Below are 17,722 nucleotides of genomic sequence, written 5' to 3' on the forward strand. Positions count from 1 at the left end.
GATCAAGCTGGTGTGGGTGCGGTGATCGTCCGCGAGGTGCGTCAGCCTCGGCTACGAACTCGCTGGCAGCGGCACCGCACTAAGACCCGTGCCCCCACACGGGCAGGGTGCGGACCCAACCGGCACGCAGGTGGCGATCCTCCGGGCAGAGGCTGCTCGGTGGGCCAGTCCCACCGCCGGACCAGATCCTGGGCGGTGGTTCAGGTGCCGCACGGGACGGTCAGCCAGTCGGTGGCGGGGATGGTGGTGCGGGACCGGTCGAGTTGGGTCAGGATGCGGTCGAGGTCGTCGGGGGACTGGAGGAACTCCAGGACGGCGCGGTAGAAGGCGTTGGTCATCGCGCTGGGCATGAGGTCGGAGGCGTCGAAGCACAGCGTCGCGTCCCCCGTCAGCGTCTCGGCGATGCGGCGGGTCACCGGGTCGTCGTAGATGGCCGGGTCGACGCCCCGGTTCGCGGAGAACACCGAGCCGTGGCTCGCCGCCGGCCAGATGCTCTGCGCCTCGTCGGTGGCCAGGAAACGCATCAGCTCGCGCGCCTCCGGCTTGTCGGTGAACAGGGCGGCGAGGTCGGCGGACACCTCCCACGCCCGAGCCCGGGCGGACGGGAACGGCATGAAGTCCAGGCCGGCGGCGTCGCCGGCCACGAACGACGCCTGGTGGTGCAGGAAACATCCGGGCGGGTCGGCGGACATCGCCCGGCCCGCGTCGCCGAAGTCGGTGAACAGCAGGCCGGACGCGCCGCCACGGACGAAACCGGGCCGCAGCGCGATCCGGCCCCAGGCCTGCCACGCCTGCTTGATCTCCGGGGCGGTCCAGGCCAGCTTTCCGGCGGCCCAGCGCTGGTACGCCCCCGGGCCGGCCTGGTGCAGCACGAAGTCCTCGATCCAGTCGGTGCCGGGCCAGCCGGAGACCGGAGTGGACCCCATGCCCATGCACCAGGCCGCGGCGCCGCCCGTGCTGAGGCGTTCGCTGATCTTCACGAGCCCGTCCCACGTCGGCGGCTTGTCACCCGACAGGTCGGGGACCCGGCTCGGGTCGTACCAAATCAAGCTCTTGAGGGAGGTCTTGACCGCCACCGAGTAGCGTGCGTTGTCCAGCTGCTCCAGGCGTAGCCACTGTGCGCTGTGCGACTGCTCGGTGCCGGCGTCGATCACGCCGGTCAACGGGCGCACCGCGGAACGGCGCACGTAGCCGGCGAGATCGCCCAGGCTGGGCAGCACCGCGATGTCCGGCGGGGTGCCTTTCTGCACCTCGGCGGTCAGCACCTGGTTGAGCGCGCGGGTGCCCTGGAGATCCACCTTGATGCCGGTCTTGTCGGTGAACCGGTCCAGCACCTGCCGGAACGCCGCCGCCTCGCCGCCGGTCCACGACGCGAGCACGGTCACCGCCGCCCGGTCGCCGCCGGTGCATGCCGCGGTCGCGGTGAGCAGGACGACGACGGCTGCCAGTGCCACGACCCGTACGATGCGCATCGCCGCTCCTACCGATACTCGTCGATGCGGGGATAGAGGCCGAGCGGCACCAGCGCCATCGCGATCAGTGCCGCCAGCAGGAGCAACACCAGCCGGCCGGTCGTCGCGGCGGCCGCCGCGGCATGCCCGTCCACGTCCTTGATGCGGGCGGTCAGCGTCTCCTCCGCCGGTGACTCGCCGGCGGCTTTCGCAATGGCCAGGTCATCGCAAGCACCGGGGCACGCCTGCGCCACCGCCTCGCCGAGCATCGTCTGCCCACGCTGGTCGGCGGCGTCGATGCGCGCCTGCCACACCCCCACCAGCGTGGCGCCCGCCTGCCGCGTCGCGGTCAGCTCGCGGCGGGCGGCGACATCGGACGACATCCCGGCGGCCAGGGCCAGCACGGCGAGGGTTGCGGCGATCAACGGCGGATTGAAGGTGCGGCGGAAGCGCCGGCTCAGGAACACCTGCGTGGCCACCAGCAACCCGAGCAGCACGGCCGCCGGCACGATCCAGACGGCCATCCAGCCCGGCGCCATCCGGCCGGCCGTGAGCTGATCGTCGAGGGCCCGCTGCTCGACGGCCAGCAGGTCGTCGAGCTGGTCCAGGATGCCGTCGGGCATGTGCAGCAGGCGCGAGGCGTACCACAGATCGGCGGTGGCCAGGACCGACGCGGGATCCTTGCGGAAGTGCGCGTCGGCCTGCTCGATCAGCCCCGAGTACGCCGCCAGCTGGCCCTGCACCAGCTGGATGCTCTGGCCGACCCCGGCGCCCGCGATGCTGTCCACGGCCAGCTGGGTGAGGCTCTGGCCGGCGAGGGCGATCTGGTTCTGATATCGCTCACCGGGGCCGGTCAGGCCCACCGCCCCGCTGCGGAAACTGGCGACGGCGGCCTGGTCGGCCTCCACCAGCGCGGCGTGCGCGGCCAGGACGTGCTGGATCGACGGCACCGAGTGGCTGCCGACCCGCTCGGCGGTGGCGCGGGTGCCCTGGAAGACCCACGCCGACGTGCCGAGCACGATCAGCAGCGCCAGCTCCAGCACCACCAGGGCACGCCACAGAGCCGTCCGGGTCGTACCCGAATGGATCCTGAATCTCCGCAATGGCCGCCCTCCCGCGGGGAACAGTACCAACGGTGTCCACACCGCTACCGAAAGTTGATCTTCGTCTGCCGGCGGCACGGGACACTGGGACAACGGCGAAGACGGGCTGCGTCGTACCCGCCCCGTAGGCTGTTCGCTGATGGCTACACGAGGTGTTGAAGGCGCTTACCAGGGAGCGCTTCGAGCGTTTCAGAATCCGATGCTCGCCTTGCTGCACCAGACGCACGCGCCCTTCGTGGTGACGGTGCTGGCGATGGTCTTCACCGCGGAGCGGCCGACCGTGGCGGTGGCGGACGCGCACGCGGAGATCAACGACGCGCTCGACCAGTTGCGGGCCGCGGGTTACGGCGACGAGGACAACCAGCCGCTGCCCGCGGGCACCGCGCGTGACCTCTGCCGGCAGTGGGTGCAGGCCGGATGGCTGGTCCGGCAGGTGTCCGACGACGACGTCGAGGTGTATCGGCTCTCGGCGTACGGTGTCGGCGCCCTCGAAGTCGCCGGACGCGTCGGCGGCGCGCGGACCCGGGTGTCGGAGTCGCGGGTCCGGACGCTGCTGGAGGCGATCGAGCGACTCGCCCAGGACGCCGACCCGGACCTGATGTCCCGGATGGTGCGCCTGCACGAGGAGATCCAGCAGCGGCAGAAGGAGCTGACCCGCCTCGAAAAGGGCGGCGCCGTCGAGACCGCCGACGACGAGCAGCTGCTCGAGGCGGCCGAGAACGTGCTGCACCTGGCCCGGGAGCTGCCCGCGGACTTCGCCCGCGTCGCCGAGTCGATCAAAGCCATCCAGCGTGACGTGGTCGCGGAGTTGCGGCACGACGTCCGGCCCACCGGCGAGGTGCTGCGCGAGTACCTGGCCCGCGGCCAGCGGATCCTGGACGCGACCTCGGAGGGCCGCGCGTTCGCGGGCGCGCTGCGCCTGATCGGCGACCCGGCGCAGATCGATGTCCTGTGGGGCCAATTGCGTACCGTGTTGCGCCACCGGTTCACCGAGCTGCTGCCGGAGCAGCAGCGCCGCGAGCTCACCGAGATCTCCCGGCGGATCGAACAGGGGGTCAAGGAGGTGCTGGCCGCCCAGCGGCAGGCCTCGCACGTCATCACCACCCAGGTCCGCAACCACGATCCGATGCGGGACCGCCAGGTGGACGAACTGCTGCGAGACGTGATGACGGGCCTGCACAAGTGGGTCCCCGGCTCGCGCCGCGGCGAGGCCGTCGAGCCGCTGCGCCGCCTGCCGGTCGCCGACGTCGGACACCTGCGTCAGCGGATGAGTGACCCGCGCCCGCCGCAGCCGCCCGCGCCGTTGCGGGACTGGGACGAGACCGAGGACCTGCCGGCCGCGGACACCCGGGCCTGGGGCGGTGCCCGGTACGCCGAGCTGCGCACGCACCTGGAGACGTTCGCGAGCGGGGCGACGAGCGTCGATGTGCTGGCCGCGTTCCGGGCGGCGGGCGAGGAGATCCAGCGGCCGGTCGACCTGCTCGGGCTGCTGGAGATCGCCCATGACGCCGGGATGGCCGAGACGGCCGAGGTCGCGGTGGTCGAGACGGTGCGGCCGGATCGGACCCGGCGACGGTTCGCGCTCAGTGGTGTGGTGGTCAATCCGGGGGACACGGAGGGGAGCGGTGGCGATGACTGAGCCGGTCGACACCGACGACTGGTCGGCGAGCGAGGCGGCCGGGTTCATCGACCCGGTCTCGATGGAGGAGGATCCCGCCGAGCTGTTCGCCGGTGACGCGGGGACGCTCGACGCGGACGTACGCCGGGTGCTGGTCCAGTTGTTGCGGCGCAAGTTCCTGCTCGCCGAGAAGAACCCGGCGCAGTGGCGCACCCTGCTGGAGAACCAGCAGATCATCGAGTCGCGGATGCACGACCTGTTCGTGCGCCTCGTGGTCGACCACGATCGCGGCGTCGCGTACAAACAGCAGGTCCGCTCGGTGGAGCTGGACGTGCCGATCCTGCTCAAGGACGACCCCTACAACCGGGCCGAGACCCTGGTCCTGGTCCACCTGCGGACCGTCTACCAGCGCGAACGCGGCACCGGCGAGACGTCCGCGCGGGTCGACATCGAAGAGCTGGAGCAGACCGTGCTGACCTACTTCGACCCGGAGGACCACAACCTGGCCCGGCGCCAGCTGGAGGTGCGCAACGCGGTGCAGCGGCTGGTCACCGAGGGCCTGCTCACGGAGGAGTCCGCGGGCCGGTACCGGATCACCCCGATGGTGGAGGTCGTGCTGAGCAGGGAGAAGCTCTCCGAGCTGAACGAGTGGTTGCGCGAACAGAACGAGGCTACGGCGTGAGCATGATCGACACGCTGTTCGGGCTGGTCCCGGCAGCATCGCGGGGCCAGCAGTGGGTGGCACGGGACCTGCAACTGGTCAACTGGGGTGGCTACGACGGGTATCACCACCTGCGGCTCGCGCCCGGCGCGACCCTGCTCAGCGGCGGTTCCGGATCGGGCAAGTCGACGCTGATGGACTCCTACATCGCGCTGCTCATGCCGCACACCACACCGTTCAACGGTGCGTCCAACGGCGGCGTGGTCGGCCGTCCCCGGGGCAAGGACCAACGCAACATCCTTTCGTACGCCCGGGGCAAGCTCGACGAGTCGCGCACCGACGGCGAGACCAAGCTGCGCGTGTTGCGTGGCGACGGCCGGGACACCTGGTCGGCCATCGCGATGACCTGGGTCGACCACACCGGCGCCGAGTTCACCGCGCTGCGCGCCTGGTACGTCCCGTCGTCCGCCCGCGTCCTGGACGACGTCGTTGCGGTGCGCGCCACCTGCGACCACGCGTATCAGCTGCGGGCGCTGGAGGGCCCGGTGACCAAGAAGTTCGCCCGTGCCGACGTGGTGGCGACCGGCTTGACGTGGAGCGAGACCGACCGGGAGTTCACCGCGCGCCTGCACGCCACGCTCGGCATCGGCGCGGCGGGCGACGGGAACAAAGCGGTCGCGCTGCTCGGGCGCATCCAGGCCGGCCAGCAGATCACCACGGTCGACGCGCTGTACAAGACCATGGTCCTGGAGGAGCCGTCCACGCTGGCCACCGCGGACGCCGTGGTGCAGCAGTTCGACGAGCTCTCCGGCACCCGGACCCGGATGATCACCGCCCGTCAGCAGGTGAAGGCGCTGATCCCGATCCGGGAACACCGGCGCACCATCGACGAGGCGATCGACCGGTTGTGCTCGATCGACGAGATCGGAGCCTTCACCGATCCGGTGTCGCCCGCCGCGTTGTGGCGTCATCAGCGCCGGCTCGACCTGTTGCGCTCGGCGGAGGCGGACCTGGACCAGCGGCACCGCCGCGCCAAGGACGAACTGGCCGAGACGAACACCCTGGTCGCCGCCGCCGAGACGCAGCGCGACGGGGTCGCCGACACCATTCGCGCCTCCGGTGGCGACCGCATGGAGACCGCGCAGCGCGAGATCCGCGTCGTGGAGCAGCGGCTGGCCGACGTCGAACGCGCTCGCGAGCGACTGGACCGGGCGCTGACCACGATCGGCGCCACGGTTGCGACCGGCGAGGACTTCGCCGGACTGGTCGAGACGGCGCACCGCTCGCTGGCCGACGCGGACGCCCGCAGGACTGCTCAGAACGCGTACGCGGACGCGGTCTCGGAGAAGAAGGCGGCCGAGCAGGAGCTGAAGGATCTGCGCGCCGAGCGCGACGCGGTCAAGGCCCGCCGGGGCAACATCCCCACCGAGCTGCACAAGGCGCGCGCCGCGCTGGCCGAGGCCGCCGGGCTCAGGCCCGAGGACCTGCCGTTCGTCGGCGAGCTGATCGAGGTACGCACCGAGTTCGAGCCGTGGCGCGAGGCGTTCAACCTGGCGCTCGGCGGGTTCGCCACCCGGATGCTGATCGACATCGGCCGGCTGAACGCGTTCCGTGAGGCGATCAACGCGGTGCCGACCGCGCGGCGCATCCAGTTCGAGGGCGTGCGGACCGGGCAGCGCGACGACGTCGGACTCGACGGCAACACGCTGCCCGGCAGACTCGACTACCGGCCGTCGCCGTTCACCGCCTGGCTCAAGGCCGAGCTCGCCCGCCGGTTCGCCTACGTCTGTGTCGACACGCCGCGGCTGCTGCCGCAGTACGCCAAGGCGCTCACGATCACCGGTCAGACGTCGGAAGGCGGGCGGGGCGCGCACGGCGGTCACGGCAGGGCCAACGTGCTCGGTTTCACGAACGGCAGGATGCTCGCCGAGCTCGAAGAACGGATCGAGAGCACGCGTACGCGCCTCGAGGACGCGGTCGCCGTGGCTTCGCGGGAGGAGGAGAACCTCAACTCGGTGGAGGCGCGGCGTACCGCGTACCAAAATCTGATTGAACTGTCCTGGGATCAGGTGGATGTCGAGGCGGTTCGCGCGGAACACCAGCGGTGGAGCGGCGTCATCGAGGAGATCCGCGCCGGCAATCCGGAGATCGACCACCTGCAGAGCCAATGGGAAACGCTCAAACAGCAGGTCAGGGATCTGACCGAGCGGGTCGGCCGGCAAAAGGAAATCGTCAAGGCGGTCAGCGAGTCGTGGGCGTCGACCGTCGATCAGGTGGACAAGGCTCAACTGGCACTCGACGTGGCCGCCGCCTCGGGCATCGAGCTCAGCCAGGAACATCGGGAGTACCTGGAAACGCTTTTCGACAGCGAGGCCGACAGCAGCACCCCGACGGAACTGCTCGCGCAATTCGACGCGGGGGTGAAACGCGCCACCGAGCGGCTGCGCGTCGACCGGCAGATCGCGACGGAGACGATCGAACGGTCGAGAAAGGCGCTGCTCGACACCTTCACCACGTTCCTCGAACGCTGGCCGAATCCGAACCTCGGCGCCGACCCGGACGCCTCCTACCGCGACTTCGACCGCCTGCTCACCGACCTGGAGGCCAGCGGCCTGCACGAGGTGGAGACCGAATGGCGCGACAGCCTGCTCAACCTGTCCGGCAACGACCTGACCGGCCTGGACAGCGAACTCGCCGCGGCGGTCCGGGAGATCCGCGACCGCATCGACCCGGTCAACCGCATCCTCGCCGAACTGCCCTTCGCCGACGACAACCACCGGCTGCGCATCGACCCGCAGGAGAGCCATTCGACGGCGCGGGCTCGATTCCGCAAGGAGTTGCGCGACGTACGCGCCCTGATCGATCAGGCGGCAACCGACGACGAGCGGGAACGCGCCTATCACCGGATGGCCAAGGTGATCGACCGCATTCGCCGCACCGCACCCGATTTCGCCGACCTCGTCGACGTGCGCAACCACGTCCGGATCAGCGCGGAGAAAATCGATCTCGACGGTCGGCACGTCGCCGTTTACGACCACATCGGTGAGAAGTCCGGCGGCGAGTCGCAGGAACTGGTCGCGTTCATCGTCGGCGCCGCGCTGCGGTACCAATTGGGCGACGCGGGCGCCGCCCGTCCGCGCTACGCCCCGGTCTTTCTCGACGAGGCGCTGATCAAGGCGGACGCACACTTCACCGGCCGTGCGATCGGCGCGTGGCGCGGATTGGGTTTCCAGCTGATCATCGGCGCTCCGAACGACAAGCACAGCGCGATCGAACCGCACGTGGACGCGGAGTACCTGATTCTCAAGAACGCTCACGGCCGGTCCTGGGCCAAACCGCTGGTGGGTGTTCCCGACGCATGAGCCCGCTCGTCACGCCACCGGACGCCGTCGCGGCCCTCCGCCGCAGTCTTGAAAAGAAGTGGGCGGAAGCCCTGTGCGCGGAGTTCGCTTTCCGCGTGCGGCTGCGCCCCGGGGTGGAAAACGGCAAGGACGTCGAAAGGCTCGGGTACGCCGCCTGGCACGGCTGGCACATGCAGTGGCGCGACCTCTCCAGCCGGCTACCCGACGGCGTGGAGGTCGTCCGCAAGCCGCTGACCATCCGAGGAGTCGCCGGCGAGTTCCCGGTCGAGCTTCGCGCCGGCCTGGACGGCGCCGTCGCGCTCTGCGGTGCTGAACCGCCGGGCGTGGACGTCGGCCGCGTCCGTACGCAGGCGTCGGTCCTGCGGTCAGCCGGCGCGGTCGTCACCCCGGCCACGCTGAAGACCATCGCCAAGCTCTCCGCCGGCGACGTGCAGGTGCTGATCAACGCGGTGACCTGGCTGGGTGAGCACCCTGACGCCGGCGACTGGACGCTGCGGCAGCTTCCGGTGCCCGGGATGCACACCAAGTGGCTCGACACCCACGGTTCGCTGCTGCGCGACGTCACCGGGCGCGATGTCCGCGACGAAGTACGACCTCGCTTGACCGTCATCCACCTGACCTATGTCGACCCGGGCCACGTCGCGTCGGGGCGCCGCAGGCACGACGCCTGGACCACCGGGGACGTACACGACATCGCCTATCGGCCCCGGGTCGTCCTCGTCGTGGAGAACCGCGACTCCCGCCTGTGGTTCCCGCCGGTCGGCGAGACGATCGTGGTCGAGGGAGGCGGGAAGGCCGCGGCCGCCCTGCTGGCGAACGTGCCGTGGATCCGGTCCGCGGAGCACGTCGTGTACTGGGGTGACATCGATGCGGACGGGTACGCGATCCTGGACCGTTTCCGCGCCGCGCTCGCCGCGGACGGCAAACAGGTCGCGTCCATTCTCATGGAGGCGACCGACCTGCATCGGTACGCCGTGCATGGTGTCAGCCATGACAAGGCCGGCCATCCCCTCAAGCCTTCACGGGAGCTTCTGCCGCACCTGAGCGAGGGCGAGACGATCGCTTACAACACCATTGCCACGGCGGGTCCGACCCCGTTTCGCCGCATCGAACAAGAGGTCATTCCGCTCACCGACGCGGTGACTCGACTGCTGCAGGTCGTGGGTCAGCCGTGATCCGCGGTGACAATCGCCGGTCGGCTCTGTGCACATCGGAAAGGCTGACGAAGCATCGCCGGCAGAACCTAGCCCGTCTTCGCCCGGTATTTCTCGCGAGCGGCGAGGACCGCCGCGCTGTTTTCCACTGACCACTCGGTGAGTGCTCGGAGCGGGCCACGCAAGGTCTGACCCAGCGCGGTCAGCTCGTATTCCACCCGGATCGGCGCCTCGGGATAGACCGTTCGCAGGACCAGCCCGTCGCGTTCGAGCGTGCGCAGGGTCTGGGTAAGCATCTTCTCGCTCACCCCGCCAACCGCTTGCCGTAGCTCGGTGAACCGGCAAGGCCCGCGCCGGCCGAGCTCGCCGATCACGAGCACCGCCCATTTGCTGCCGATCTGGTCGAGCACGTCGCGTGAGGGGCAGCCCCGGGAGTACGGATCCCATGCCGAGGTGGGCTCGATCACGTTGTCGGTAGATGTCATGGGCTCTCACCTCGAACCTTTCGTCGCGGTGGCCACCTTACCCCAAGGTACGTACTTACCAAAGGAGAGCTACCAGGTAAACCTGGGTCTGCGCCGCGGAAAGCCTGCGGAGAAGAAGAGGGAAACCACTCATGTCCATCGTTGTAACCGCGGCTTCCTCCCGCCTGGGCCGCCACGTCGTCGAAGCGCTGCTGGCCCGTGGGGTGCCGGCTTCCGGCATCGTTGCGACCAGCCGCGACGTCGCCCGGATCAAGGACTTGGCCGACCGCGGGATCGACGTTCGCCGGGCGGACTTCGCCGACGCGGCAAGCCTGTCCGAGGCTTTCGAAGGTGCGGGAAAGCTCTTGTTGATTTCGACCACCGACGTCGGCCGGCGGGTCGCCAACCATCGCCGCGCCATGGACGCCGCGATGGCGGCGGGCGCGTCGCTGATCGCATACACGAGCATGCTGCACGCGGACACCGCTACCTCGATCTTGGGCGTCGCTCACCACGCCACCGAGCAGGATCTGCGGCATCGGGGTGTGCCCAGCGTGATGCTGCGTAACGGCTGGTATCTGGAGAACTACATCGACCAGCTCCCGCAGGTGTCGCTCGGCGGGATCATGGCCGGCGCGACCGGATCGGGCCGGATCAGCGCCGCGACCCGCGCCGACTACGCCGACGCGGCCGCTGTTGTACTGACCGGCGAAGGTCATGCCGGACAGGTGTACGAGCTGGGCGGCGACGAAGCGTTCACCCTGGGCGAACTGGCCGCGACGATCTCGGCGGTCACCGGCGAACAGATCACGCACGCCGACCTGTCGGCAAGCGACTTCACCCAGGCGCTGGTCGACGCCGGCCTGCCCGCCGAGCTGGCCCACATCCTCGCCGATGCCGACCTGGCCATGAGCCGTGGCGAGCTCTTCACCGACTCGGGGGACTTGTCACGGCTGATCGGGCGCCCGACCGTACGCCCAGCCGAAGCCATCGCCGCCGCCATCAGCTGAAGGGAGTCACGACGATGTTCATCCGCACTCTTGCCTCGACCACGCTCACCGCGACACTCACCCTCGCGCCGGCTGCCTTCGCGCCGGCTGCCTCGGCCGCGCCGTCGCACGTCACGATCGACGTCGACGGCGATCACGCCTTCCCGGAGAGCGTCACGACAGACCAGCAGTACGTCTACACCACCAGCATCGCCGACGGCACCGTTTACCGCGGTCACCTCGGGTCGAGCACGCTCGAGCCGTTTCTTCCCGGTGGTCGGAACGACCGGACCCAGGCCGCGGGCATCAAGGCCACCGGTAGTCGTCTGCTGGTCGCCGGCGCCTTCACGGGACGCTTCTTCGTCTACACCAAGGATGGTCGGCTCGTCTCCTCGTACGCCGTCCCGGATACCGGCGAGCAAACCCTGGTCAACGACGCGGCCGTCACTCCCGGTGGAGACGTTTACATCACCGACTCGTTCAGGGCGGTCGTCTACCGCATTCCGGCTGCCGAGGTGAACGCACCCGCCACCGGTGCTCATCGGACCCTCCGGGTGGCTCACCGGCTGCCCGACTACGTCGCCGGCCAGTCCAACGGCAACGGCATCACCGTCACACCCGACGGCCGATCGCTGATCATCGGCTACTACTACAGCGGTGCCCTCTACCGGCTCGACCTCGTCAGCGGCACGGTCCGCAAGATCGCCGCCCCGGCTCTGCCGAGCGCCGACGGGATAGCGCTGCGGGGGAACACCCTTTACCTCGCTCGTGCCGTGAACAACGAGATCGACGTCGTACGGCTGTCCGGTGACGCCACCCGAGCGGCGCTCGTCGCCACCCGTACCTACCCCGGAGCCGACACCACCACCGGCGTCGCACTGAGCGGGAACCGACTACTCGTGACCAACTCCCAGATGGACACCTACCTGTACGGCGAACCACAAACCAGCCCGGACTTCACGGTGGAGAGTCTGCCGTTGCGCTGACCCGGGACAGCGCCGAGTTCGTCGCGGCCGGCTGGGCTCGGAGCATCACCTCCGTTGCCGGCGGTCCGCCACGTCGGCCAGCTCGTCGAGGTGGACACGGTTGCGTCCGGCCCGCTTGGCGGCGTACAGGGCCTCGTCGGCGCGACCGAGCAGGTCCGCGATGGAAGTGGCGCCGGGCATGGCGGCGGTGATGCCGATGCTGACCGTCACGGGCAGCTCGCCGGTGATCGGCGCCCACCGGTGGGCCAGCACCGCCTGCCGGAGATCCGCCACCTTCATGATCGATTCCGGTGCCGCGGCGCCGGTCATCACCAGCAGGAACTCCTCGCCACCCAACCGGGCCGCGAAGCCGTCGGCGCCCACGTCGACCTGCGCCACCAGGCCGGCGAACGCCACCAGAACGGCGTCGCCGGCCTGGTGGGAGAGCGTGTCGTTGATCCGCTTGAAGTGGTCGAGATCGAGCAGGGCGGCGATCACCGGGGCCCCGCCGGCGGCGCCGCGGGCGAGCAGCGCGGGCAGGTGCTCGTCGACGAACCGGCGGTTGCGCAGCCCGGTCAGCGGATCGCGGCGGGCCTGGTCGCGGAACGACTCGGCCTGCTGGCGCGCGTCGGCGACCTCGTACGCCGCCTGCAGGTTACGGGCCTGCTTCTCCCGGTCGGCATCGCGCTGGCGCCGTTCGGCCGCGTTGGCCTCGCACAACCTGTGGTAGGCGTCCTCGAATCGGCCGGCGGAGGCGAGGACGGCGGCCTGCTCGGTCATCACCCCGGCGGCCAGACGGCCGAGCCCGTGACGTTCGCACAGCTCCGCGCTGCCGCCGAGCGCTGTCTGGGCGCCCTCCAGGTCACCCCGCCGGTGCCGGGCCATGCCGAACGTCAGCAGGTACGCGGCCTGCGCGTCGGCTTCGACCGGGGCCTGCGGATACTGCTCGAGCGCGGCGAGGGCGGCTCGCTCGGCCTCCTCGACGTGCCCCAGCTCCAGCGCGACCCGGGCCACCGTGTCCAGCTCGGCGGCGTCCAGCGGCCGGCCGTGCGCCTCAGCGAGTGCCCGGAGCCGCTGCAGGACCGCCCAGGAGCGCCGCGGCTCGCCGGCCTCGTACTCGCTGTAGGCGTAGTTGTTCAGGGCGGTCATCTGACGTTCCAGGTGGCCGATCTCCGCGGCGGCCGCGAAGGCCTGCTCGAACCGTTCCCGCGCCGCCGCCATCGACCCGGTCGCCGCGAACGCGTCGGCCAGTTTGATCAGTGCCAGGATCCGTTCCGCCGGCGGTGTGTCGTCCCCCAGCGCCGTCACACACTGAAGCATGTGTTCCAGGCCGCCGCCCAGGTCACCGCTGTTGGTGGCGATCCGGGCCAGCAACCGGTGCGTGCGGGAGATCAGCCGCTGCGAGCCGTGTTCGGCCGCCCACCGGTGCACCTCGCCGATGAGCCCGGCCGCGGTCGCGACGTCGCCCTGACGCTCGACGGCCTCCGCCCGCAGCAGCGTCGCCCGCCAGAACACGTCACTGTCGCCGAGCGGCCGCAGCGTCTCGATCAGCCGGTCCAGGCGGGCGAGCGACTCGGTCAGGTCCCACCCGATCCGATCCTCGAGCACGTCCAGCTCGGCGGCGAGCTCCGGCGTCGAGTCCGCAGCCTTTCCGCGTGCCGCCATTTGCTCACCGCTTCCTGATCGGGGGTGCGCTGTGCACCGTGAGCCTTTCTTTCGGCGTCACCCGTCCGTTCCTGAGGCGTCGGGGGCAGTCGCCCTCAAGACAGGCGGCGTCGTGCCGATATGGGCGTGTCCATCTCGTGGGGGGTGGAGCGGTCATGGAGCGATGAGAGTTGGAAACCGTGTTCGGGGGCTACCAGGTGCCGAAGCGCGCCGCGGCGCGCGGTGCGGGCGACGGTGGGTTCACCATGCTCGAAATGGTGGTGTCCGCCGCGGTGATGTGCATCGTTCTCATGGGGTTGGGCGCCTTCTTCGTGCAAGCCATGTCGACCTCTCACCTGCAGGGTCAGCAACAGGCCAGCATGCGACTCGCCGCGGATGCCATGGACGCGCTCCGGGCGCCGCAGGTGGCGGCCTTGTTGTCCGAGCGCGCGCCGTGCGCTGCGGCATGCCCGGCGCCGGTGGCCAAGGCGGCACCGTTGCTGGCCGGCATCGAGCGATGGGATGCCGCCGCGGCGCCGACGTTCGTCACCACCGCGCCGTCCGCGGCCACCACCTCCTTCCCGGTGCCGCCGAGCTCGTCGAACGTCACGGTGAACGGGCTGACTTACCAGCGCTATCTCTACCTCGGTAAATGTTGGGAGCAGACGGGCGGGGGAGCCTGCACTGCCGATGACACCCAGCCGATCGCCATGGTTCGCGCGGTCGTCGGGGTGGCCTGGCCGTCGCACGCCTGCGCCAACGGCGCCTGCTCCTTCGCCACCTCCACGCTCTTCGGTGCCGGTGGGTCGGGCGACCCGGTGTTCAGCTCCGGCGCAGTCGCCGTGACCGCCGTGGCCGACCAGGTCACCACGCTCGGATCGGCGATCGCGCCGCTGCCGCTGTCGGCCACCGGCGGCACCCAGCCGTACACCTGGTCGGTGACCGGGCTCCCGACCGGCCTGACGTTCGACCCGGCCACGACCTCCATCACCGGAACGCCCACGAGCGCCGGCAAATCGACGGTGACCGTGACCGTGACCGACGCCCGCGGCAGGACCGCCAAGGACACGTTCGTGTGGACCGTCGTCACCAAGCTCACGCTCGCCAAGATCGCGGACCAGGGCACCACGCAGGGTCGCAGTGTCACGCTGTCGCCGTCCGCCGCCGGTGGCACCACGCCGTACACGTGGTCCGCCAACGGCCTGCCGCGCGGCCTGTCGATCGACAGCACCACGGGGGCGATCACGGGTACGCCGGACACTCTCGGAGCCTCGACCGTGACCGTCACCGTGACCGACGCCCGTAAGCAGTCCGTCAAGGTGTCCTTCGTGTGGACGATCTACTCGGCGCCACAACTGGCGGTTCCTCCGAAGCAGGACACCTACATCGACACTGCCGCGGTGCCGCTCCAGATGGTCGCCACCGATGGCGTCGGCCCCTACACCTGGACGGCCACCAGCCTGCGCGCCGGCATGTCGATCGGCTCCAGCACCGGTGTGATCAGCGGGACGCCCCTGGCGCTGGGTACCTCACACGTCGTGGTGACGGTCACGGACAGTCGTGGCGAGAGCGCCTCGGTGACCTTCGACTGGTCCATCGACAAGGCCCAGCAGCTGTACGACCCCACCACCACACAGCTGATCGTGGCCAACCCCTCGCTGTACACCTGGAGCGCCGTCAACCTGCCGCCGGGACTCTCCATCAACTCGGCGACCGGACTCGTGAGCGGCACGCCGACCACGGCCGGCACCTGGGACATCCAGATCCTGCTCACCGACGCCGGCGGCACCGTGAAAAAGGTGCCCTTCAAGTGGACGATCTACGCACCCCTGACCCTCACGTCGCCGGGCGCCCAGTCCAGCTCGAAGGGTAAGGCGATTCCGTCGCTGCAACCGACCCAGACGGGTGGCGTCGGGCCGTTCACGTGGTCTGTCTCCGGACTGCCGGCCGGTCTCTCGATCGATGCGAACACCGGTGTGATCACCGGGAAGCCGACGACCGTCGGAACGTCGACCGTGTACGTCACCGTGACCGACTACGCCGGCAACCGGAAGACGACGTCCTTCACCTGGCAGGTGAGTTGATGAAGACCCGGGTCCCGGTCTGGGCACGCCGCGCCCTGCCGCGTGGCGACGCCGGCGTCACGATGATCGACCTCGTGGTCGCCATGGTGCTCATGGCGATCATCGGGTCCATCGTGACCGGCGGCATCGCGCAGCTGTACCGGATGACCGACGCCACCGACCGGATGGACGAGGCCCAGTCGCAGGCGAGCCTGGCGTATTCCGGCCTCCAGCCGGAGATCGGTGTCGCCTACGACATCAGTGAGCCGGGCGCCGGAGCCGGCGGTGATCCCTCCGTCGAGTACGTCACCCAGGACGCGAACGGTCAGCGGATCTGCCACCAACTACGTCTCTCCGGCGGAATGCTGAAAGCACGCCAGTGGCCCGCGTCGGCGACCACGGCAGCGGCAGTGTCGGCAACCGCCTGGCGGGTTCTCGCGTCAGGGCTTTCGGCACCCGGCACGCCGGACACCGATACCGGCGCGGCGGCGGCCCCGCAGACCCTCCACTTTCCCGACTTCTCGACACCTTCGCTGACGAACCTGCCGAGCGCCACGCCGCTGCAACTGCGCATCCGGCTCACCGCGACGGCCGGCGGGGCGAAGGGCTCGACCCGACGAGACACCCAGACCACCATCGTCGCGGCCAACAGCGCCGTCCGCTGGCACGACCCGGTTGCCTGCTCGCTAGGAAGGAACACGCCGTGAGCGTTCCACCACGTCCGCGGCCCTCGGCCGACGACCGCGGCTCGCTGCCCATAGCCCTCCTGGTCACCGTGGTGGCGACGAGCCTCAGCGCGATCCTGAGCACCCTGGTGGTCGCGCAGATCAGTACCACGCGATTCGACCAGCGCCGGGTCAACGGACTGCAATCCGCGCGTGCGGGTCTGGAAGTCGCCGTGGCCACGATCCAAGCGTCCACGTCGGGTGCCGTGCCGCAGGCGGCCCTCGCCACGGCAGCCGGCAACCCGCAGGGCGATCGCACCAAGTTGCCCTGCGTCACGGTGACTGATGGCTCGCCCACCGTCCAGGCCACCTATGCGGTCAGCTTCGACTACTACACGACGGACCCGCAGGACGGCGGCAGCCCGCTGCCCCCGTGTCAGGCCGGCCAGGGTCCCGTCGACCAGGCCGCCTACGTGCGATTGACGTCGACCGGGTTCGACCTTGCGGGCAAGGCGAGCGTAACGCTGACGGCCACGTATCCCTTGCTGTCCGGTGACCGGAACCTGGCCGGCGACACCATCCGGCTCGCCACGACCAACCTCTGCCTGGACGCGGGAGACTCGCCCAGCGCGGGCCAGCAACTCTCGCTGCGCAACTGCGCCGCCAGCACGAGGCCCAAGAGCCAGCTGTTCGCCTACGACCCCAGCCTGCAGATCAGGCTGGTGTCGTCGAATCCTCCCGACGGCCTGTGCGTGACCGCCCCACCGACGAGCGGCGCCTCCCTGACCCTCGCCTCGTGCGACACCACCACCGTCCCCGCCGGTCAGCAATGGATCTCTTCGGGCCCCGGGCCATCCGGTGGCGGCACGTGGACCTCCTCGAACCGGACTCTCTGCTGGCGCGCAGCGGGTTCCGCGGCGGGCGTCCCCGTCAACCTCGACGCCGACTGCGGCACCGCGTCCACCTTCGTCTCGCGGGGCTCCGCCGGCGCCGGCGCGGCCGTGCTGGCGGACCGGAACCAATGGGTGGATCACGCCGAGTTCAGCCGGTGCATGGACGTCGCCGGCAAGCGGGTCGCCGACGCCCGGCTGATCACCTATCCGTGCGGCCAGAGCCCGAGCCTGACGAGCGCTGACTGGAGCCAGCAGTGGGTGCCCGTGGACGCTACCGGCGGTCAAGCGGCAGTGCTCGCCAACGGGGCCGCCGGCGTGACAGACGTCCTGTTCACCGTGACCGACAACGACGGAAGCTCGATCAATCCCGACGGCAAGTACTGCCTGTGGAGCGCCGGAACCGCCGGGCAGAAGGTGCAGGCCAAGGCCTGCTCCGCGGCAACGGCCGGATACCGGTGGACGATCACCCGGAACACCGGCCAACCCGCGACCAGCTATCAGATCCGGGACGACCACGCCCTGTGCCTCACCGCTGTAGGACAGGACGTCCTCGCGGACGCGGGCGCACCGGCGAACGCAAGCGTCCTCCGCACCATGCTGTGCGACGGATCCGACCAGCAGAAATGGAACGCCCCGCCGGCGGTGCAGAACGCGTCGCCGCTGCTGAATGTGACGCAGCGGTGACGGCCG

13 protein-coding genes are annotated in these 17,722 nt (G+C 70.2%); 9 read left to right on the top strand and 4 right to left on the bottom strand.

Annotation, left to right across the window (positions count from 1 at the left end; genetic code table 11):
• Nucleotides 1–200: 200 nt before the first annotated feature.
• On the bottom strand, nt 201–1,472 hold the full coding sequence (locus Aiant_RS33165) for an ABC transporter substrate-binding protein (RefSeq protein WP_189332888.1): 1,272 nt from the start codon (nt 1,470–1,472) through the stop codon (nt 201–203).
• A gap of 8 nt (nt 1,473–1,480) precedes the next feature.
• On the bottom strand, nt 1,481–2,497 hold the full coding sequence (locus tag Aiant_RS33170) for a hypothetical protein (RefSeq protein ID WP_189332889.1): 1,017 nt from the start codon (nt 2,495–2,497) through the stop codon (nt 1,481–1,483).
• Nucleotides 2,498–2,753: 256 nt separating this feature from the next.
• Between Aiant_RS33170 and Aiant_RS33175 the strand changes: the two genes are divergently transcribed.
• Genes Aiant_RS33175 through Aiant_RS33190 form a run of 4 tightly spaced genes read left to right on the top strand, consistent with a single transcriptional unit; the run spans nt 2,754 to nt 9,370 of the window.
• Nucleotides 2,754–4,193 carry a DUF3375 domain-containing protein gene (locus Aiant_RS33175; protein ID WP_229830578.1) on the top strand — a complete coding sequence of 480 codons (1,440 nt, stop codon included), beginning with the start codon at nt 2,754–2,756 and terminating at the stop codon, nt 4,191–4,193.
• Nucleotides 4,186–4,854 carry a DUF4194 domain-containing protein gene (locus Aiant_RS33180; protein ID WP_189332891.1) on the top strand — a complete coding sequence of 223 codons (669 nt, stop codon included), beginning with the start codon at nt 4,186–4,188 and terminating at the stop codon, nt 4,852–4,854. The genes Aiant_RS33175 and Aiant_RS33180 overlap by 8 nt, the downstream gene beginning before the upstream one ends.
• Nucleotides 4,855–4,856: 2 nt before the next feature.
• Entirely contained in the window at nt 4,857–8,195 is a 3,339-nt protein-coding gene (locus Aiant_RS33185) for an ATP-binding protein (protein WP_229830653.1), read from the top strand.
• Nucleotides 8,192–9,370 carry a Wadjet anti-phage system protein JetD domain-containing protein gene (locus Aiant_RS33190; protein ID WP_189332893.1) on the top strand — a complete coding sequence of 393 codons (1,179 nt, stop codon included), beginning with the start codon at nt 8,192–8,194 and terminating at the stop codon, nt 9,368–9,370. The genes Aiant_RS33185 and Aiant_RS33190 overlap by 4 nt, the downstream gene beginning before the upstream one ends.
• A gap of 68 nt (nt 9,371–9,438) precedes the next feature.
• Here Aiant_RS33190 and Aiant_RS33195 read toward each other — a convergent pair whose 3' ends face one another.
• On the bottom strand, nt 9,439–9,834 hold the full coding sequence (locus Aiant_RS33195) for a winged helix-turn-helix transcriptional regulator (protein WP_189332894.1): 396 nt from the start codon (nt 9,832–9,834) through the stop codon (nt 9,439–9,441).
• Between the two features lie 131 nt (nt 9,835–9,965).
• On the opposite strand from Aiant_RS33195, the gene Aiant_RS33200 reads away from it, so the two are divergent.
• The gene (locus tag Aiant_RS33200) at nt 9,966–10,823 is read left to right on the top strand and encodes an NmrA family NAD(P)-binding protein (RefSeq protein WP_189332895.1); all 858 of its coding nucleotides are present in this window, start codon (nt 9,966–9,968) and stop codon (nt 10,821–10,823) included.
• Nucleotides 10,824–10,837: 14 nt separating this feature from the next.
• On the top strand, nt 10,838–11,788 hold the full coding sequence (locus tag Aiant_RS33205) for an SMP-30/gluconolactonase/LRE family protein (protein ID WP_189332896.1): 951 nt from the start codon (nt 10,838–10,840) through the stop codon (nt 11,786–11,788).
• Nucleotides 11,789–11,833: 45 nt separating this feature from the next.
• On the opposite strand, the gene Aiant_RS33210 is transcribed toward Aiant_RS33205, so the two are convergent.
• Nucleotides 11,834–13,432, bottom strand: a complete 1,599-nt coding sequence (locus Aiant_RS33210; protein WP_189332897.1) for a GGDEF domain-containing protein — start codon at nt 13,430–13,432, stop codon at nt 11,834–11,836.
• A 179-nt stretch (nt 13,433–13,611) separates the two neighbouring features.
• On the opposite strand from Aiant_RS33210, the gene Aiant_RS33215 reads away from it, so the two are divergent.
• The 3 genes from Aiant_RS33215 to Aiant_RS33225 all read left to right on the top strand — a co-directional run bounded on the left by Aiant_RS33215 (nt 13,612) and on the right by Aiant_RS33225 (nt 17,716).
• On the top strand, nt 13,612–15,495 hold the full coding sequence (locus tag Aiant_RS33215; protein ID WP_229830655.1) for a putative Ig domain-containing protein: 1,884 nt from the start codon (nt 13,612–13,614) through the stop codon (nt 15,493–15,495).
• Between the two features lie 62 nt (nt 15,496–15,557).
• A complete protein-coding gene (locus Aiant_RS33220; RefSeq protein ID WP_189332899.1) occupies nt 15,558–16,181 on the top strand; it encodes a PulJ/GspJ family protein in 624 nt (207 codons plus the stop codon).
• A 71-nt stretch (nt 16,182–16,252) separates the two neighbouring features.
• Nucleotides 16,253–17,716 (top strand): ricin-type beta-trefoil lectin domain protein, encoded by a 1,464-nt coding sequence (locus Aiant_RS33225; protein WP_189332900.1) that lies wholly within the window; start codon nt 16,253–16,255, stop codon nt 17,714–17,716.
• Nucleotides 17,717–17,722 lie beyond the last annotated feature (6 nt).

The organism is Actinoplanes ianthinogenes (assembly GCF_018324205.1).
Taxonomy (GTDB): domain Bacteria; phylum Actinomycetota; class Actinomycetes; order Mycobacteriales; family Micromonosporaceae; genus Actinoplanes; species Actinoplanes ianthinogenes.

Excerpts from the sequence above, each read along its gene's own strand:
- Aiant_RS33165 (WP_189332888.1), bottom strand. The coding sequence starts at position 1,472 with ATGCGCATCGTACGGGTCGTGGCACTGGCAGCCGTCGTCGTCCTGCTC.
- Aiant_RS33175 (WP_229830578.1), top strand. The coding sequence starts at position 2,754 with ATGCTCGCCTTGCTGCACCAGACGCACGCGCCCTTCGTGGTGACGGTG.
- Aiant_RS33180 (WP_189332891.1), top strand. The coding sequence starts at position 4,186 with ATGACTGAGCCGGTCGACACCGACGACTGGTCGGCGAGCGAGGCGGCC.
- Aiant_RS33185 (WP_229830653.1), top strand. The coding sequence starts at position 4,857 with ATGATCGACACGCTGTTCGGGCTGGTCCCGGCAGCATCGCGGGGCCAG.
- Aiant_RS33190 (WP_189332893.1), top strand. The coding sequence starts at position 8,192 with ATGAGCCCGCTCGTCACGCCACCGGACGCCGTCGCGGCCCTCCGCCGC.
- Aiant_RS33195 (WP_189332894.1), bottom strand. The coding sequence starts at position 9,834 with ATGACATCTACCGACAACGTGATCGAGCCCACCTCGGCATGGGATCCG.
- Aiant_RS33200 (WP_189332895.1), top strand. The coding sequence starts at position 9,966 with ATGTCCATCGTTGTAACCGCGGCTTCCTCCCGCCTGGGCCGCCACGTC.
- Aiant_RS33205 (WP_189332896.1), top strand. The coding sequence starts at position 10,838 with ATGTTCATCCGCACTCTTGCCTCGACCACGCTCACCGCGACACTCACC.
- Aiant_RS33210 (WP_189332897.1), bottom strand. The coding sequence starts at position 13,432 with ATGGCGGCACGCGGAAAGGCTGCGGACTCGACGCCGGAGCTCGCCGCC.
- Aiant_RS33220 (WP_189332899.1), top strand. The coding sequence starts at position 15,558 with ATGATCGACCTCGTGGTCGCCATGGTGCTCATGGCGATCATCGGGTCC.